This is a genomic window from Streptomyces cyaneofuscatus, assembly GCF_042718795.1.
GTDB lineage: Bacteria > Actinomycetota > Actinomycetes > Streptomycetales > Streptomycetaceae > Streptomyces > Streptomyces cyaneofuscatus_A.
This window is the reverse complement of sequence record NZ_JBHXOX010000006.1, coordinates 185,053-202,889: the sequence shown is the minus strand read 5'-3', so window position 1 is coordinate 202,889 and position 17,837 is coordinate 185,053. Positions and strand designations below refer to the sequence as shown.

Genomic DNA, 17,837 nt, shown 5'->3' with positions numbered 1-17,837 from the left:
CGCCTCCCGAGAGTGGCGGCCATGCGCACACCACTCTCCGTCGTGATCGGTGCGGGCGGCACCGGCGGCCACATCTACCCGGGTCTCGCCCTCGCCGAGGCCCTGCGCCGCGCCGACCCGGACGCGGTCATCTCCTTCATCGGCACCGAACGCGGCCTGGAGACGACCCTGATCCCCGCTGCCGGCCACCGCCTCCACACCGTCGACATGATCCCCTTCGACCCCGCGCTCGGCGCGAAGCGTTTCCTCCTCCCGGCGGCGCTGCTGCGCTCCGGCGCCCAGGCCCGCTCGGTCCTGCGCAGGCAGCGGGCGCAGGTCGTCGTCGGGATGGGCGGCTACCCGAGCGCCCCGGCGATCGTCGGCGCCAAGCTGGCCGGGCTGCCCAGCGTGATCCACGAGTCCAACGCGGTCCCGGGCCGGGCCAACCAGTTCGCCGCCCGCCTCACCGAGCACCTCACCGTCGCCTTCGACGGCAGCCGCGCCCATCTGTCGGGCGGCGAGCGCGCCCTGACCGTCGGTGTGCCGATCGCCGCGTCGCTGGCCGCGCTGGACCGGCCCGCGTTGCGCGCGGAGGCCCGGCGCGCGTTCGGGATACCCGAGGGGGCGCGGGTGGTCCTCTTCAACGGCGGGAGCCTCGGGGCGGCCCGGCTGACGGCGGCCGCGGTGGGGCTCGCCGCCCGGTGGAGGGGTCGTGGGGACGTCCACCTGCTCATCAAGACGGGGCCGGCCGCGCTGGCGGAGACCCGGCGGAAGCTCGTCGACGCGGGTGCGGGGGCCGTCGCGCAGGGGGAGGTCCGTCAGCAGCCGGCCGACGCCGCTTCCGGCCCCGTCGCCCAGGCGGTGCCCTACCTCGACCGGATGGACCTCGCCTACGCGGTGGCCGACCTGGTGGTCTGCCGGGCCGGCTCGGCCACGATCGCGGAGCTGGCGACGACCGGGGTGCCCGCCGTCCTCGTGCCGTACCCGCACGCCCCCGGCGACCACCAGACCCACAACGCCCGGGTCCTCTCCGACGCCGGTGCCGCCCATCTCGTGCCCGACGCCGAGACCACCGCCGACCGGCTGGCCGAGCTGATCGACCCGCTGCTCGCCGACCCGGCGCGGCTCGCCGTGATGGGGCGCGCGGCCGACCCGGGGAACCACGCGCGAGCGGCCGACCTGCTGGCGGAGACCGTCATCCGCCTCGCCGCACAACCCACCACCACAAGGGAGTTCACCGCATGACCAGCACCACCGCCGACTGGACCGGCCGGACCGTCCTCGTCACCGGAGCCGAAGGCTTCATCGGCTCCACCCTCGTGGACCTGCTCGTCCAACGAGGCGCACGGGTAAGGGCGTTCGTCCACTACAAGCCGTACGCCGACAAGGGCCACCTCGCCCGCTACCTCCAGGACCCGCACAGCCCGGTCGAGTTCATCGCCGGAGACGTCGGGGACGCGGGCCGCGTGATGGACGCCGTCAAGGGCTGCGACACAGTCTTCCACCTCGCCGCGCTGATCGGCATCCCGTACAGCTACGACGCGCCGGGCGCGTACGTCCGTACGAACGTCGTCGGCACCGAGAACATCGCCGAGGCCTGCCGCCGCCACTCCGTACGCCGCCTCCTGCACACCTCCACCAGCGAGGTCTACGGGTCCGCCCTGACCGCCCCGATCAGCGAGGACCACCCGCTCCAGCCGCAGTCGCCGTACTCCGCCTCGAAGATCGGCGCGGACATGATGGCGCTGTCGCACTGGCATGCCTTCGAGCTGCCGGTCACGGTGGTGCGGCCGTTCAACACGTACGGACCCCGCCAGTCGGCCCGCGCCGTCATCCCGACGATCCTGGCCCAACTGCACTCCGGCGCCCGGGAGATCCGGCTCGGCTCGCTGACTCCGACCCGCGACTTCACGTACGTCACCGACACCGCCGCCGGATTCCTGGCGCTGGCCGACTGCGACCGGGCCCTGGGGGAGAGCGTCAACCTCGGTACCGGGCGGGAGATTTCGATCGGTGACCTTGCGAAGGCTCTCATCACCGCCTCCGGCCGGGACGCCGAGATCGTCGTGGACCCGGCGCGGCTGCGGCCCTCCGGCAGCGAGGTGCACCGGCTCCTCTCCGACAACACCCGGGCCCGCGAGTGGGCAGGATGGGAACCCGAAGTCACCCTGGAGGAGGGGCTGGAGCGCACGTCGGCCTGGGTGGCCGACCACCTCCACCTCTTCGCCCCGGGCCGCTACCAGGTCTGACAGCCGGCCCACCACGCAGGACGAGGACGGCGTCAGCTCCCGGGACGCCGTTCCATCGCTCCCGCGCCCAGCCCCGACAGCAGCAGGAACGTGAACTGCCGGGCCCAGTCGGTGTCGACGGGCTGGGCGCTCACCAGCATCCGGTGCACCACCGCCCCCGCGATCACGTCGAAGATCAGGTCGGCGGTGCGGTCAGCCACCACCGCGTCCGCTTCGACGGGCAGCTCGCCCCGCCGCTGCGCACGCTGCCGTCCCTCCAGCACCAGCCGCTTCTGCCGGTCCACGATCGAGTCCCGGATCCGCACCCGCAGCGAGTCGTCCCGGGTGGACTCGGCGACCACCGCCATCAGCGCCGTGCGGGTCTCCGGCCGCTCCAGCAGGGCGGCGAACTGGAGCACCACGCCCTGCACATCGGCGGCCAGGCTGCCCCGGTCGGGGAGCTCCAGCTCGTCGAAGAGGACCGCCACCGCGTCCACCACCAGCTCGTTCTTCCCCGCCCACCGCCGGTAGAGGGTCGTCTTGGCGACGCCGGCCCGGGCCGCCACGTCGCCCATGGTCAGCTTCGACCAGCCGAGGTCGACCAGGGAGGCGCGCGTCGCCTCCAGGATCGCGGCATCGGCCTCGGGGGAGCGGGGGCGTCCTGTTCGGGCGTTATGGGGGTCGGTGCGGCTCATGATGCGGCGACCATACCGGCCGGTAGGGAGGTCCGTTCCGCCCCGGGTTCCGTGAGACAGATCACCGGGAGGGCCTGTTCCGGCGGACCGATCGGCAGTTACGCTACGGGTCGTAGCGTAAGGAAGGCGGCAGGCCCGCCCCGTACGCCACGGAACGAACGAGCGACAGCCACCAGGGCCTTCACCAAGGCCCAGGCGCCGGGTGGGGACCCGGGGCCGCACGGACCGGCCGGATGGGGATCCGGAGGGTCCACCGGGTCTCATCGGGACCCGTCTCTGTTCCACCGGGGTCTTTTCGGAGCCCCGCAGGGGGTTCTTCAGGGCCCCCGGGGACCGTCTTCGTCCGCCCGCCGGCACACCGGCCGGCGCCGCGGACCTGGCCGGTTCCCGTATCGCTTTCCGGAACGGTGTGCTCAGGGGGGAGGATGTACGTATGCAGCCTAGGAACATGTCCATGAGCGGCGTCGTCGACCTCGCCGCTGTCAAGGCGGCCGGCGAGGCCAAGGCCAAGGCGGAGCAGGCCCGTGCGCAGGCCGCCCGCACAGGGGGCGCCGGTGCCGTGGCGCCCGCCGCCCTGGTGATCGACGTCGATGAAGCAGGCTTCGAGCGCGATGTCCTCCAGCGCTCCGCCGAAGTACCCGTCGTCATCGACTTCTGGGCCGAGTGGTGCGAGCCGTGCAAGCAGCTCGGCCCCCTGCTGGAGCGCCTGGCCGTCGAGTACAACGGCCGCTTCCTGCTGGCCAAGGTCGATGTCGACGCCAACCAGATGCTGATGCAGCAGTTCGGCATCCAGGGCATCCCGGCGGTCTTCGCCGTCGTCGCCGGGCAGGCCCTGCCGCTCTTCCAGGGCGCGGCCCCCGAGGCCCAGATCCGCGAGACGCTGGACCAGTTGATCCAGGTCGGCGAGGAGCGGTTCGGCCTCACCGGGATCGCCGTCGACCCGGACGCCTCGCCGGACGCGGTCCCGGCCGAGGTGCCGGCCGGCCCGTACGACCACCTGTTGGAGGCCGCCGCCTCCGCGCTCGACGCCAACGACTTCGGCGGCGCCGTACAGGCGTACAAGAACGTGCTCGCCGACGACCCGGCCAACCCGGAGGCCAAGCTGGGCCTGGCCCAGGCGGAGCTGCTCGCCCGCGTCCAGGCGGTGGACCCGAACGCGGTCCGCAAGGATGCGGCGGACAACCCGGGCGATGTGACCGCACAGCTCGCCGCCGCCGACCTGGATTTGGTCGGCGGCCATGTCGAGGACGCCTTCGGCCGGCTCGTCGAGGCGGTCCGCCGCACCACCGGCGACGACCGGAACACCGCCCGGCTGCGGCTGCTGGAGCTCTTCGAGGTGATCGGCCCGGACGACCCCCGGGTCACCGCCGCCCGCACCGCGCTGGCGCGCGTGCTGTTCTGATCGCCGAGTGTGACGGCGGGCCGATCGCGAGCTGATTTCTGCGGTCGCGAGCCGATTGTTCCGATGTGACAAGACGGTCGTGATGCCCTTCGGGTATCGCGGCCGTTTTGCCGTCCGAACGCTAAGAGTCACCGCCCCTTTACCAAAACTTGACAATGGAACCAAGTGTTACTGGCAGTAAGTCGTCGTGGCCGCTCTGTCCTGTTTCCGTCAAGTTTCCTTCCTTTTCGATGTCCCTTTCGTGCCACCCTGTGTGGCCGGATGATGTCGTCTCGTCGCGCCACGGTTATCAGGTCGTTACTGGCAAGTAACGACCCCCCTTGTGCGGCGGCGCCGAATGGACCACGATCGGCCACGCTCGGTCCCATACCTTCGGCCCGGTCTCCAGCCGGTGCCGAGGGGCCTGTTGGGTCCCCACCGAGTGGGCCGGCGGCAGTGGAGCCGGCCGTGGGCAGGGGGGTTCCCGCCGACAGTCGGGGCCTGTCCGACCGGCTGTACACACCGTGCAGCCAGTGGTTGTCGCTCGGGGGTGAACGCCGGTGCGGCGGATGCGGTACATGCCTCCGCCCGCGGGCGCTCTTCTTCCCGAGGACGTAGCACTTCTCCCATCCCAGGACGGGTTTCCCGCCCGCCCGGAGATGTACGTCCGAGAAGAAGGAGCAAGTTATGAGTTCCCAGGTTCGCGGTGGGACGAGATGGAAGCGGTTCGCTCTGGTCATGGTGCCGAGCGTCGCCGCGACGGCCGCGGTGGGCATCGGCCTGGCGCAGGGCGCGCTGGCCGCGTCCTTCGCCGTGTCCGGCCAGGAGTTCAAGGTCAAGGCCACCGAGCTCGAGGGCTGGGACTTCGTCCAGTACGGCAACGTGGCCTCGGGCAAGACGCTCGACGGCAAGCCGATGAACGCGCCTGTCGCGGTGTCGGGCTTCAGCGAGGCCTACATCACGAACATGTGCCAGTCGGTGGTCACGCCGAACCTGCCGTTCGGCCTCGGCAGCGTCACCCTGAGGCTGGAGGCCGGCGGCGCCGGTCACGACCGTGTCTACGCCAAGGACCTCTACCTCGATGTCTCGGAGCTGGACGCCGACGCCGAGTTCAAAAACATCGACATCGGTGTCGCCGCCGGTTCGCTGAAGAAGTTCCCGGGGGGCAAGGAGACCAAGACGGGCATCCAGCCCAACACCGAGGCCAACCCCAACGGCTTCGCGCAGCGGGCCGAGAAGGCCGTGCTGAAGGGGGTCGAGCAGAAGGCGTGGGCCACGACGGCGGGCACCTTCAACCTGAGCGGTCTGAAGCTGCGCCTGTACTCGGGTACCGAAAAGGAATGCTACTAAGCACCCCGGCCGGGTGGCCGGAGCCCGCACCTCGGCGGCTTCCGGCCACCCACCCTTCTCCTCTCACAGCACTACCGGTTCCAGGGAGCTGTTTTCCATGAGCCCCGAGTCCACAGGGCAGAACGAGCACCACATCCGCGTCTATCGGCGACGCTTCCGCGCCTGGCGGGGTAACCGGCCGTTCTGGGCCGGTCTGTTCACCATGGCCGGTGGCATCCCCATCGCCTACTTCCCCTACGCCAACATGCATCTCGGCAACGTGACGCTGGCCATGTCCACCACGGCGGGCGCCGGATCCCTCATCATCGGGGTCCTGCTGGTCACGCTCGGCCTGACGATGTGGTTCCACTCCATCGTGCGGGTCTTCGCCGGGGTCGCGGCCATCCTCCTCGCTCTGATCTCCATACCGGTCGCCAACATCGGCGGCTTCGTCGTCGGATTCCTCCTCGCGCTCATCGGCGGAGCCTTGTCCATCTCCTGGGCGCCGGGCGAGCCGGCGGCGGACGAAGCGGCCCTGCACGACGCCCCGTTGTCGCTGGACAAGCAGCGGCCGGAGCGCGAGTACGCCCCCGAGGGTGCCCTGCACGGCTCCGCCGTCCCGCAGCAGCCGGCGGGTGACCACGACGCGGCCTCCGGCTACGACGGGGGGACCCACCGTGCGGGGTGACGACCAACAGCAGCCGAATGCGTACGCGGAGGAGCTTCTCCCGGTACGCAAAGGGCCCCGCCACGCGGCCCCCAAGAAGTCGCTGCTGACGAAGTTGCACCTGCCGAGCGGGAAGAAGGCCCTCGCGCTCGCCGCGATGCCGACCGCCGTCTTCGTCGGCATGGGCCTCACGCCCAAGCTCGCCATGGCTGACGGCAACCCCGACATCCCCTTCGCCCCGGGCCCCTGTGTCACCCGGTCCGACGAGCCCGACCCGTCCGCGTCGGAGTCCGAGTCCCCGAAGGCCACCCCGACCCCGTCGGCGACACCCACGAACGAGCCGGACCAGGGCGAGAAGCCGGGCCAGGGCGGCGGCGCCAACCCGAAGCCCACGGAGAGCGGTACGGCCACGGAGGACCCGGCGGCCGACGAGAAGCCGGACGCGGGGCAGAAGCCCGACACGGCCGACGAGAAGCCCGCCGACGAGCCGAGCCCCACCCCGACGCCCACCAAGTCGAAGAACCCGCTCGACCCGCTGGGCCTGGGCGACGCCCTCAGGGACCTCTTCGACCCGGACAAGGGCAAGGACAAGGCCGAGGAGAAGCCCGAGGAGGCGGCGAGCCCGTCCCCGAGCCCCACGGCCGAGTCCCCGAAGCCGGCCGACAAGCCGAAGGCTCCGGAGAAGGACGAGGCGAAGGACCCGGCGAACGACCCCGCCAAGGACGCCTCCGACCAGGCGAAGGAAGAAGCCGGCAAGGCGGCCGACGCCATCCGCGAGGCCGCCGAGAAGGCCGGCAAGGACGTCAAGGAACTCGACGACGACGTCAAGGGACTCGACCCCAAGAAGGACGAGGACATCCCCGACGGCGCCAAACCGCGCTTCCCCTGCCCCGAACCCGACCCGGAGGCCCTCGCCGCGGCGTCCCTGGAGCCCGGCATCCCGCTGCTCCCGGCCGAACCGTGGGTCCTGGAGTCCTCGCTGCTCACGCTCAACGGCCTGGACTACAAAGGCATCGTCGAGGTGAAGCGGGCGGACGGCAGCGTCAAGAAGGTGCTGAAGTTCACCGCGAGCTCCATCGACATCAAGGACCTGCACCAGCTCACCGTCGGACCGGCGGGCACGACAGGACACGTGAAGTCGCGTCCGGGCTCCACGTCGACCATCCGCAACGGCACGGTGACGATGTACACGGAGGAGCTGAAGGGCAACCTCTTCGGCCTCATCCCCATCACCTTCAACCCGCAGACGCCGCCGCCCCTGAACGTCCCCTTCGCCTTCTTCACCAAGGTCAAGGTCACTCAGGCCGGCCAGTTCGGCGGCACGCTCAAGGTCCCGGGCCTGCAGAACTACCTGGACGGCGGCCGCAGCTAGCCGCCACCACCTGATCCCGTCCGGGAGCCGCACAGAGCCGTGGGCCGTGTCCCTTACGAGGGGCCCGGCCCACGGACATCTGTCGTGGAGGACAGCGGGACGCGCCGGTGGACGGCGGACGCGTCGGGTGAAGGCTCAGCCGGCATACCGGTCGTCCTGCCCCTGCCCCCGCTCGGCGGTGATGTCCTGATCCTCACGGAAGGCATCGAGGGAGATATCCGGAGCCGACCGGGACAACGCCGAGAACTCCTCGCGGAGCACGAAACGCCTGCGCCGTCGCAGGGGGATGAGTTCACCGATGCGATGACCGTCGCGCGTCACCGTGAACGCCTTGCCGTTCTGTACGGCATCCATGATCTCTTTCGACCTGTTGCGGAGATCCCGTTGGGTGATCTCGGGCCGGGCGCTCATGACGACCACGCTATCCGGCCATGCCATGGTGTGCTACACCATGGCATGCCGATGGGGAGCAGCACGAACGCCGAGGGGCGGTGCACCGGATCGCTCCGGAACACCGCCCCTCGGACCGGCTGAGGAGGCGGACTAGCCCTCCCCGCCCCCCAGGTGGTGCACCCGGACCATGTTCGTGGTGCCCGGGATACCGGGAGGCGAACCGGCCGTGATGATCATCGTGTCGCCGGTGTTGTAGCGGTTGAGCTTGAGCAGCTCCGCGTCGACCAGGTCGACCATCGCGTCGGTGTTGTCCGCGTGCGGGACCACGTGCGACTCGACGCCCCAGCTCAGCGCGAGCTGGTTGCGGGTGGACTCGTCCGTGGTGAAGGCCAGGATCGGCTGGGCCGTGCGGTAGCGGGAGAGGCGGCGGGCGGTGTCGCCGGACTGGGTGAAGGCGACCAGCGCCTTGCCGTCCAGGAAGTCCGCGATCTCGCAGGCCGCGCGGGCCACCGAGCCGCCCTGCGTACGGGGCTTCTTGCCCGGCACCAGCGGCTGGAGGCCCTTGGAGAGCAGCTCCTCCTCGGCGGCGCAGACGATCTTCGACATCGTCTTGACCGTCTCGATCGGGTACGCGCCCACCGACGACTCGGCGGACAGCATGACCGCGTCCGCGCCGTCCAGGATCGCGTTGGCGACGTCGGACGCCTCGGCGCGGGTCGGGCGGGAGTTGGTGATCATCGACTCCATCATCTGGGTCGCCACGATCACCGGCTTGGCGTTGCGGCGGCACAGCTCGATGAGGCGCTTCTGCACCATCGGGACCTTCTCCAGCGGGTACTCCACCGCCAGGTCGCCACGGGCCACCATCACACCGTCGAACGCCATGACGACGCCCTCCATGTGCTCGACCGCCTGCGGCTTCTCCACCTTGGCGATGACGGGGACCCGGCGGCCCTCCTCGTCCATCACCTTGTGCACGTCCTTGACGTCGTCGGCGTCCCGGACGAAGGAGAGGGCGACCAGGTCGCAGCCCATCCGCAGGGCGAAGCGCAGGTCCTCGACGTCCTTCTCGGAGAGAGCCGGGACGTTCACCGCCGCGCCGGGCAGGTTGATGCCCTTGTGGTCGGAGATGACACCACCCTCGATGACGATGGTCCTGACCTGGGGGCCCTCGACCGCGACGACCTTCAGCTCGACGTTGCCGTCGTTGATCAGGATCGGGTCGCCCTTGGTGACGTCGCCGGGCAGACCCTTGTAGGTCGTGCCGCAGATCGACCTGTCGCCGGGGACGTCCTCGGAGGTGATGGTGAACTCGTCCCCGCGGACGAGCTCGACCGGGCCCTCGGCGAACTTCGCCAGGCGGATCTTCGGACCCTGGAGGTCGGCGAGCACGCCCACCGCGCGGCCGGTCTCGGCGGCCGCCTTGCGGACACGGTCGTACCGGCCCTGGTGTTCCTCGTGGGTGCCGTGACTGAAGTTGAAACGGGCCACGCTCATGCCGGCCTCGATCAGAGCGACGAGCTGCTCATGGGAGTCGACGGCGGGACCGAGGGTGCAGACGATTTTGGAACGGCGCATGAGGCGGATCCTATCGGTTTGTTTCGTTGCGGAATATTCCGTCTGGTGGAAGATACAAAGGGGCGCGGGGGTGCTCAGTTGTCGACCCGTACGGCGAGCTGTACGTCGACCTACGGGGCGACGAGCGCGAACGTCTGGCCGGCGATCTCCAGCTCCTCGTCCGTCGGCACCACGGCGACCGCCACCCGTGCGTACTCCGGCGAGATCAGCCGCGGCTCACCGGACCGTACGGCGTTGAGACCGGCGTCCACCGCGAGGCCGAACTCCTCCAGACCCGCGATGGCAGCCTCCCGCACCGGGGCCGAGTTCTCCCCGACCCCCGCCGTGAACGCCACCGCGTCCACCCGGCCGAGCACCGCCGCGTACGCGCCGATGTACTTCTTCAGCCGGTGGATGTAGATGTCGAAGGCGAGCGCGGCCTGCTCGTCGCCCTCCTCGATCCGGCGGCGGATCTCCCGCATGTCGTTGTCACCGCAGAGCCCGACCAGCCCGCTCTTCTTGTTGAGCAGGACATCGACCTCGTCCGTCGACATGCCCGCCACCCGCTTCAGGTGGAAGACGACCGCCGGATCGATGTCCCCGGAGCGCGTACCCATCACGAGCCCCTCCAAGGGGGTCAGCCCCATGGACGTCTCCACGCACCGCCCGCCCGCGACGGCCGAGGCGGAGGCCCCGTTGCCCAGGTGCAGCACGATGACGTTGACGTCCTCGGGCGCCTTGCCCAGCAGCTCGGCCGTCTTCCGGGAGACGTACGCGTGCGAGGTGCCGTGGAAGCCGTAGCGGCGGATGCGGTGCGCGTCGGCGGTTTCCACGTCGATCGCGTACCGGGCGGCCGCCTCCGGCATCGTCGTTTGGAACGCCGTGTCGAAGACCGCGACCTGCGGCAGGTCCGGGCGCAGCGCCTGCGCCGTACGGATGCCGGTGATGTTGGCCGGGTTGTGCAGCGGGGCGACCGGGACGAGGCGCTCGATCTCCTTCAGCACCTCGTCGGTGATCACGGTCGGCTCGGAGAACTTCAGCCCGCCGTGCACCACCCGGTGCCCGATCGCCGCGAGTTCGGGGGAGTCCAGGCCGAGCCCGTCCGCCGCCAGCTCCTCGGCCGCCGCCTTGAGCGCCGCGTCGTGGTCCGCGATCGGGCCGGTACGCTCCCGGGGCCCGTCGCCGCCGCCGGCCGGCGGGGTGTGCACCAGGCGGGAGGTCTCCTCGCCGATCCGCTCGACCAGACCGGAGGCGAGCCGCGAGCGGTCGCGCATGTCGAGGAGCTGGTACTTCACCGACGAGGAGCCGGAGTTGAGGACGAGGACGCGATGCGGTTCCACAGGGGCCGTACCTTCGTGCTGGGGGATGGAGGGAGTCGTCATGCGGGGCGCTCCTCGCCCTGCGCCTGGATCGCCGTGATCGCCACCGTGTTGACGATGTCCTGGACGAGCGCGCCCCGGGAGAGGTCGTTGACCGGCTTGCGCAGACCCTGGAGCACCGGGCCGACCGCCACCGCGCCCGCCGAGCGCTGCACGGCCTTGTAGGTGTTGTTACCGGTGTTCAGGTCCGGGAAGATCAGGACGGTGGCCTGCCCGGCCACCTCCGACTCCGGCAGCTTCGTCGCCGCCACGGTCGGCTCGACCGCCGCGTCGTACTGGATCGGCCCCTCCACCCGCAGCTCGGGCCGCTCGGCCCGCACCCGCTCGGTCGCCTCGCGCACCTTGTCGACGTCGGCGCCGGAGCCGGAGGTGCCGGTGGAGTACGAGAGCATCGCGATCCGGGGCTCGACGCCGAAGCGGGCCGCCGTCACCGCCGACTGCACCGCGATGTCCGCGAGCTGCTCGGCGTTCGGGTCCGGGTTGACCGCGCAGTCGCCGTAGACGAGCACCTTGTCGGCCAGGCACATGAAGAAGACCGAGGAGACGATCGAGGCGTCCGGCTTCGTCTTGATGATCTCGAAGGCCGGGCGGATCGTCGCGGCCGTGGAGTGCACCGAGCCCGACACCATCCCGTCGGCCAGCCCCTCCTGCACCATCAGCGTGCCGAAGTAGTTCACGTCCGCCACCACGTCGTACGCCAGCTCCACCGTCACCCCCCGGTGCGCGCGCAGTTGCGCGTACCGCTCGGCGAAGGCCTGGCGCAGCTCGGAGGTGTGCGGGTCGATGATCTGGGTCTCGGCGAGGTCGATGCCGAGGTCGGCGGCCTTCTTGCGGATCGTGTCCACGTTGCCGAGGAGGGTGAGGTCGCAGACGTCGCGGCGCAGCAGGACGTCGGCCGCGCGCAGCACCCGCTCCTCGCCGCCCTCGGGCAGGACCACGCGCTTGCGGTCGGAGCGGGCCTGCTCCAGCAGTTCGTGCTCGAACATCATCGGTGTGACCCGGCCGCTGCGGGCCACCGAGATCCGCTCAAGGAGCGCGCCGGTGTCCACGTGCCGCTCGAAGAGGCCGAGCGCGGTCTCCGCCTTACGGGGCGTCGCCGCGTTCAACTTCCCTTCCAGCGTGAAGAGTTCGGCCGCCGTGGGGAAGGAGCCGCCGGCCACCGAGACGACCGGGGTCCCCGGTGCGAGCCGGGCGGCCAGGGTGAGTATCTCCTCGCCGGGGCGCTCGTTCAGGGTCAGCAGGATGCCCGCGATGGGCGGCGTCCCGGCGCTGTGCGCGGCCAGCGACCCCACCACCAGGTCGGACCGGTCCCCGGGCGTGACCACCATGCAGCCGGGCGTCAGCGCGTTCAGCAGGTTCGGCAGCATCGCCCCGCCGAAGACGAAGTCCAGCGCGTCCCGCGCGAGCCCCGCGTCGTCGCCGAGCAGCACCGTGCCGTCCAGGGCGGCGGTGATCTGGGCGACCGTCGGGGCGGAGAGCGCCGGGTCGTCCGGCAGCACGGAGACGGGCACGGGCAGCCGGGCCGCCAGCCGCTCCGCTATCACCGCCCGGTCCTCGGGGGCGACCCGGTTCACCACCATCGCCAGCACGTCGCAGCCGAGGCCGGCGTAGGCGCGGTAGGCGTTACGGGTCTCGGCGCGGACGGACTCCGCGGTCTGGCCCTTGCCGCCGACGACCGCGATCACCGAGGCGCCGAACTCGTTGGCCAGGCGGGCGTTGAGCGCCAGCTCGTCGGGGAGCTGGGTGGCGGCGAAGTCGCTGCCGAGGACGAGGACCACCTCGTACTCGCGGGCCACCTGGTGGAAACGCTCGACCAGCCGCGAGACCAGCTCGTCCGTCCCCTGCTCCGCCTGCACGGTGGAGGCCTCGTGGTAGTCCAGGCCGTAGACGGAGGCGGGGCTCTGGGAGAGCCGGTAGCGGGCCCGCAGCAGCTCGTAGAGCCGGTCGGGCCCGTCGTGGACCAGGGGGCGGAAGACCCCGACCCGGTCCACCTGGCGCGTCAGTAGCTCCATGACTCCCAGCTCGACGACCTGCCGGCCGTCCCCCCGGTCGATCCCGGTCACGTACACGCTGCGCGCCACGCGTGCTCTCCCGTCGTTGTGCGGTGCCGCGACCCGCGGTCCGTCCAGGACGTGGGGGATCCTCCCCGCGCTGTCCCCGGCGCTCCGAGGGGTGCGGCCATTGGCCTGCATTGCCTCTTGACGATACCTGCGCGGGCCGCTATGCCGCCCGCCGGAGGTTTCCGGCCCCGGATCCCTCCTACCCGCTGCCCGATCCTTGCCCCGGCCCGGCCGAAAGCGCGGCGCACGTGCCCGGCATGGGACAATCGACCTGGTTCAGGGCACGGAGGCCGCCTCGGTCGGCCTCCCGGAAAAGCGCGACTAACGAGCAGGAGACACACCTCGATGCGCATCGGAATTCTCACCGCGGGCGGCGACTGCCCCGGCCTGAACGCAGTGATCCGGTCGGTCGTCCACCGGGCCGTCGTCGGCCACGGCGACGAGGTCATCGGCTTCGAGGACGGCTTCAAGGGGCTGCTGGACGGCCACGTCCGCCCCCTCGACCTCAACGCGGTCAGCGGCATCCTCGCCCGCGGCGGGACCATCCTCGGCTCGGCCCGCCTGGAGCGCGACCGGCTCCGCGAGGCCGCCGAGAACTGCGAGGAGCTGGCCCGCCGTTACGGCCTGGACGCGCTCATCCCGATCGGCGGCGAGGGCACCCTGACGGCGGCCCGGATGCTCTCCGACGCGGGCATGCCCGTCGTCGGCGTCCCGAAGACCATCGACAACGACATCTCCGCCACCGACCGGACCTTCGGCTTCGACACGGCCGTCGGCGTCGCGACCGAGGCCATAGACCGTCTCAAGACGACCGCCGAGTCCCACCAGCGGGTGATGGTCGTCGAGGTCATGGGCCGCCACGCGGGCTGGATCGCGCTGGAGTCCGGGATGGCCGGCGGCGCCCACGGCATCTGCCTGCCCGAGCGCCCCTTCGAGGTCGGCGACCTGGTCAAGATGGTCGAGGAGCGGTTCGCGCGCGGCAAGAAGTTCGCCGTCATCTGTGTCGCCGAGGGCGCGCACCCGGCCGAGGGCTCGATGCCGTACGCCAAGGGCGCCATCGACCAGTTCGGCCACGAGCGCTTCCAGGGCATCGGCAACCGCCTCGCCGTCGAGCTGGAGACCCGGCTCGGCAAGGAGGCCCGACCGGTCATTCTCGGCCACGTCCAGCGCGGCGGCACGCCCACCGCGTACGACCGGGTCCTCGCCACCCGCTTCGGCTGGCACGCGGTGGAGGCCGTCCACCGCGGCGACTTCGGCCGGATGACCGCCCTGCGCGGCACCGAGATCGCCATGGTCCCGCTCGCGGACGCGGTCACGCGGCTCAAGACGGTCCCGCTGGACCGGATGTACGAGGCGGAGTCGGTGTTCTAGACCTCTGCGGCCTGAGGCGTACGGGTTTCACACGCCGGCCGTCCGACCGGTTGCGGGCCTCACACCCCCGCCGTCCGCCAGAACTGGTCCACCACCCGGGCCAGGAACGCCCGTCCCGCGTCGCCCGTCGACCCGGACCGTTCCTGGCCCGTGCTGCTCCAGCTCAGGGTGGAGACCATCAGGGCCTGGTAGTCGGCGTGCATCTGCTCCAGGACGTCCTGGATCTGGGCCCGGTCGAGCGGGACGATCTTCGCCACCGGCCGGACGTACGCCTGCCAGCGCGTGGTGACCGCACTCGTCAGCAGCTCGGCCAGCTCCTCGTCACGGCCCGTCGCCGTGAGGAACTGGGCCGGTGACATGCCGAGCGCCCGGCACAGCGCGGTGGACTGCCGCTCGTTGCCCTTCCAGCGCCCCGTCTCCTCCATCCGCAGGTACGAGGCCCCGGTCATCCCGAGCTGCCGTGCCAGGTCGTCCACCGAGAGCTCCCGGCTCATCCGGTGCTCGCGCAGGGTGGAGGCGGCGGCCAGCAGCTCGCCGGGGGCGCACCACAGGACACCGGCCAGGGCGGTCAGTTCACGTTCACCGGGGGTCGCGAGACCGCGTTCCCAGGCGATGACGGTCTCGGCGGGTATCCGGAGCCCGTACTGGGCGGCGAGGCCGTACGCGACATGTCCGGGAGCCATCCCCAGTGCCTCGCGGAGACGGCGCGCGGCGGGGGCGTTGAAGGGCGGGGTGGGGTGCACGGCCCCACCGTAGGAGTCCATTTCCGTCCTGGCTACGGTCTGTTCCGCGCAGAACACGCTTCGTAGGAACCTCCTAGCGCGAACCGGGCGGGCGGTACGCAATCATGGGTCCCACCAGCGCTTTCCTTACCACCGGTATCACTACCCGAATACCTCCGTGCGCCCTTGTGGCAAGCGCTTGCGATATGTTCTGTCGCCCGACGCTCAACGACTTCCGGCCAGCCAGCGGTAGTGGAGTTCAGGTCGGCCGACCTGCCCATAATGTGGACGCCGCGCCGCGCTCCCCACGGTCACCAGGTGCTCCAGATAGCGGCGCGCGGTGATCCGCGAGATCCCGAGCCGCTCCCCGGCGGCCGCCGCCGTCACCCCCTCCGCCGACTCCCGCAGGACCCGGGTCACCGCCTCCAGGGTCGGCCCGCTGAGCCCCTTCGGCAGGGCGGCCGGCTCGGTGACCCGCAGCGCGCCCAGCGCCCGGTCCACCTCCTCCTGCCCGCTGGCCTCACCCGCGGCGCCCCGGAACTCCGCGTACCGGACCAGCCGGTCCCGCAGCGTGGGGTAGGTGAACGGCTTCAGGACGTACTGGACGACCCCCAGCGACACCCCCTCCCGCACCACCGCGAGGTCCCGCGCCGAGGTCACGGCGATCACGTCCGCCCCGTGGCCGGCGGCCCGCAGCGAGCGCAGCAGCCCGAGCCCGTGCCCGTCGGGGAGGTACAGGTCCAGCAGGAGCAGGTCGACCGGGGTGCGCTCCAGGACCCGTACGGCCTCCGCCCGGGTGTGGGCCACGGCGGCCACCGTGAAGCCGGCGACCCGCTCCACGTACAGCTGGTGCGCGTCGGCGGCCACCGGATCGTCCTCCACCACCAGGACCCGGATCACGCGGTGACCTCCTTCGCGCGAGCGGCAGCCGTACGGTCGCCGCAGGAAGCCGTACGGTCCCCGAGCGGCAGCCGCACCGTGAACCGCGCCCCGCCCTCCGGCGCCCGGTCCAGCTCCACCGACCCGCCGTTGCGGTGGGCCGCCTGCCGCACCAGCGCGAGGCCGAGCCCGCGCCCCGCCCCGTGCGTGGACCAGCCGCGCCGGAACACCTCGTCCGCCTCCTCGGGCCCGATGCCCGCCCCGGTGTCGGAGACCCGCAGCAGCAGCTCCCGGTCGTCGGCGAGCGCGGTCACGGTGACCCGGGCCCGCCGGGCTCCGCCCGGCGCAGCCGTACGCTGCGCCGGAACGGCCGCCACCGCGTCCCCCTCCGAGGCCGCGTCCACCGCGTTGTCGATCAGATTGCCGAGGATCGTCACCAGATCCCGCTGGGCCAGCGAGGCGGGCAGCGCCCCGTCGTCGATCAGGCTGTCCTCGGCGAGCTCCAGCTCCACCCCGCGCTCGTTCGCCTGGGCCGCCTTGCCGAGCAGCAGCGCGGCCAGCACCGGCTCCTCCACCGCGCCCACCACCCGGTCGGTCAGCACCTGGGCCAGCTCCAGCTCCGCCGTCGCGAACTCCACCGCCTCCTCCACCCGGCCCAGCTCGATCAGCGACACCACCGTGTGCAGCCGGTTCGCCGCCTCGTGGGCCTGCGAGCGCAGCGCCTGGGTGAAGCCGCGCTCGGAGTCCAGCTCACCGGTCAGTGCCTGGAGCTCGGTGTGGTCCCGCAGGGTCACCACCGTGCCGCGCCGCTCCCCGCCCACCACCGGACGGGTGTTGACGACGACCACCCGCTCCGCCGTCAGGTGCAGCTCGTCCACCCGCGCCTGAGAGGCCAGCAGCGCCCCGGTCAGCGGCGCGGGCAGGGCCAGCTCGTCCACGGTCCGGCCGAGCGCCTCGGTCTCCGGGGCGATGCCCAGCAGCTCCCGCCCGGCGTCGTTGATCAGCGCGATCCGCCGCTGCCCGTCCAGCATCAGCAGCCCCTCGCGCACCGCGTGCAGGGTGGCCTGGTGGTAGTCGTGCAGCCGGCTGAGCTCGGCCGCGTTCATCCCGTGGGTGTGGCGCCGCAGCCGGGCGTTGATCACGTACGTGCCGATCCCGCCCAGCGCCAGCGCCCCGCCCGCCGCCAGCGCGAGGGCGCCGAGCTGTTCGCGTACCTGCGAGGAGACCCGGTCCACGGTGATGCCCGCGCTGACCAGGCCGATGATCTCCTCGCCGTCGCGGACCGGGGTGACCACCCGTATCGAGGGGCCGAGGGTGCCGGTGTACGTCTCGGTGAAGGTCTGTCCGCGCAGGGCCTTCGCGGTGTTCCCGAGGAAGGTGTCCCCGATCTGGCGGGTGTCCGGGTGTGTCCACCTGCGCCGCTCGGTGTCCATGATCGTGACGAAGGCGATCCCGGTGTCCCGGCGCACCCGCTCCGCGTACGGCTGGAGAACGGCGGAGGGGTCCGGGCCACGGATGCCCTCCCGTACGGAGGGGGAGTCGGCCACGGCGAGGGCCGCCACCCGTACCTGCCGGGCGGCCGTCTCCTCGGCCTGTGCGGAGCCGGAGACGTACGCGAAGACCGCGCACCCGGCCACCACCGCGGCGATCAGCACGACCTGCATGGCGAAGAGCTGCCCGGCCAGGCTGCGGGGGCGGGTACGGGGGAGGCGCATGCCCCACAGTCTGCCTCGGCCGGAGCGCGCTCTCCCAGTGGCTCGAAAGCGCCCGTGAACGATATGAACGCAAGGGTGACCGGGGTCACAGGGCGGTGGATAGTCGCCGG

General features: G+C 71.6%; 15 protein-coding genes. 7 read left to right on the top strand and 8 right to left on the bottom strand.

Annotation, left to right across the window (positions count from 1 at the left end):
• Positions 1 to 21: 21 nt before the first annotated feature.
• Together ACFWRT_RS08485 and ACFWRT_RS08480 are read left to right on the top strand one after the other, a co-directional pair.
• Entirely contained in the window at positions 22 to 1,224 is a 1,203-nt protein-coding gene (locus ACFWRT_RS08485) for a UDP-N-acetylglucosamine--N-acetylmuramyl-(pentapeptide) pyrophosphoryl-undecaprenol N-acetylglucosamine transferase (RefSeq protein WP_380950008.1), read from the top strand.
• Entirely contained in the window at positions 1,221 to 2,228 is a 1,008-nt protein-coding gene (locus tag ACFWRT_RS08480; protein ID WP_380950007.1) for a GDP-mannose 4,6-dehydratase, read from the top strand. Before ACFWRT_RS08485 ends, ACFWRT_RS08480 begins: the two co-directional genes overlap by 4 nt.
• Before the next feature lie 32 nt (positions 2,229 to 2,260).
• Here ACFWRT_RS08480 and ACFWRT_RS08475 read toward each other — a convergent pair whose 3' ends face one another.
• Positions 2,261 to 2,902, bottom strand: coding sequence for a TetR/AcrR family transcriptional regulator (locus tag ACFWRT_RS08475; protein WP_380950006.1), 642 nt, complete (start codon positions 2,900 to 2,902; stop codon positions 2,261 to 2,263).
• Positions 2,903 to 3,335: 433 nt separating this feature from the next.
• On the opposite strand from ACFWRT_RS08475, the gene ACFWRT_RS08470 reads away from it, so the two are divergent.
• From ACFWRT_RS08470 to ACFWRT_RS08455, 4 genes are all read left to right on the top strand, one after another.
• Positions 3,336 to 4,304: a tetratricopeptide repeat protein gene (locus tag ACFWRT_RS08470; protein WP_380950005.1), complete on the top strand. Its 969-nt coding sequence runs from the start codon at positions 3,336 to 3,338 to the stop codon at positions 4,302 to 4,304.
• 666 nt (positions 4,305 to 4,970) lie between these two features.
• Positions 4,971 to 5,633, top strand: coding sequence for a DUF6230 family protein (locus ACFWRT_RS08465; RefSeq protein WP_380950004.1), 663 nt, complete (start codon positions 4,971 to 4,973; stop codon positions 5,631 to 5,633).
• A 97-nt stretch (positions 5,634 to 5,730) separates the two neighbouring features.
• Positions 5,731 to 6,300, top strand: coding sequence for a DUF6114 domain-containing protein (locus tag ACFWRT_RS08460; protein ID WP_380950003.1), 570 nt, complete (start codon positions 5,731 to 5,733; stop codon positions 6,298 to 6,300).
• Positions 6,290 to 7,651 carry an MSCRAMM family adhesin gene (locus tag ACFWRT_RS08455; protein ID WP_380950002.1) on the top strand — a complete coding sequence of 454 codons (1,362 nt, stop codon included), beginning with the start codon at positions 6,290 to 6,292 and terminating at the stop codon, positions 7,649 to 7,651. The genes ACFWRT_RS08460 and ACFWRT_RS08455 overlap by 11 nt, the downstream gene beginning before the upstream one ends.
• A 135-nt stretch (positions 7,652 to 7,786) precedes the next feature.
• On the opposite strand, the gene ACFWRT_RS08450 is transcribed toward ACFWRT_RS08455, so the two are convergent.
• The 4 genes from ACFWRT_RS08450 to pta all read right to left on the bottom strand — a co-directional run bounded on the left by ACFWRT_RS08450 (position 7,787) and on the right by pta (position 13,061).
• Positions 7,787 to 8,062: a type II toxin-antitoxin system Phd/YefM family antitoxin gene (locus ACFWRT_RS08450; protein WP_380950001.1), complete on the bottom strand. Its 276-nt coding sequence runs from the start codon at positions 8,060 to 8,062 to the stop codon at positions 7,787 to 7,789.
• Positions 8,063 to 8,194: 132 nt separating this feature from the next.
• Entirely contained in the window at positions 8,195 to 9,622 is a 1,428-nt protein-coding gene (pyk, locus tag ACFWRT_RS08445; protein WP_380950000.1) for a pyruvate kinase, read from the bottom strand.
• A gap of 110 nt (positions 9,623 to 9,732) precedes the next feature.
• Positions 9,733 to 10,983: an acetate kinase gene (locus ACFWRT_RS08440; RefSeq protein ID WP_380949999.1), complete on the bottom strand. Its 1,251-nt coding sequence runs from the start codon at positions 10,981 to 10,983 to the stop codon at positions 9,733 to 9,735.
• A complete protein-coding gene (gene pta / locus ACFWRT_RS08435) occupies positions 10,980 to 13,061 on the bottom strand; it encodes a phosphate acetyltransferase (protein ID WP_380949998.1) in 2,082 nt (693 codons plus the stop codon). The genes ACFWRT_RS08440 and pta overlap by 4 nt, the downstream gene beginning before the upstream one ends.
• Before the next feature lie 324 nt (positions 13,062 to 13,385).
• Here pta and ACFWRT_RS08430 point away from each other — a divergent pair, with 324 nt between their 5' ends.
• Positions 13,386 to 14,411, top strand: coding sequence for an ATP-dependent 6-phosphofructokinase (locus tag ACFWRT_RS08430; protein ID WP_380949997.1), 1,026 nt, complete (start codon positions 13,386 to 13,388; stop codon positions 14,409 to 14,411).
• A gap of 59 nt (positions 14,412 to 14,470) precedes the next feature.
• Here ACFWRT_RS08430 and ACFWRT_RS08425 read toward each other — a convergent pair whose 3' ends face one another.
• The 3 genes from ACFWRT_RS08425 to ACFWRT_RS08415 all read right to left on the bottom strand — a co-directional run bounded on the left by ACFWRT_RS08425 (position 14,471) and on the right by ACFWRT_RS08415 (position 17,727).
• Entirely contained in the window at positions 14,471 to 15,175 is a 705-nt protein-coding gene (locus tag ACFWRT_RS08425) for a helix-turn-helix domain-containing protein (protein WP_380949996.1), read from the bottom strand.
• 183 nt (positions 15,176 to 15,358) lie between these two features.
• Positions 15,359 to 16,033, bottom strand: a complete 675-nt coding sequence (locus ACFWRT_RS08420) for a response regulator (RefSeq protein WP_380949995.1) — start codon at positions 16,031 to 16,033, stop codon at positions 15,359 to 15,361.
• Positions 16,030 to 17,727: a sensor histidine kinase gene (locus tag ACFWRT_RS08415; RefSeq protein ID WP_380949994.1), complete on the bottom strand. Its 1,698-nt coding sequence runs from the start codon at positions 17,725 to 17,727 to the stop codon at positions 16,030 to 16,032. The genes ACFWRT_RS08420 and ACFWRT_RS08415 overlap by 4 nt, the downstream gene beginning before the upstream one ends.
• Between the last annotated feature and the right edge of the window lie 110 nt (positions 17,728 to 17,837).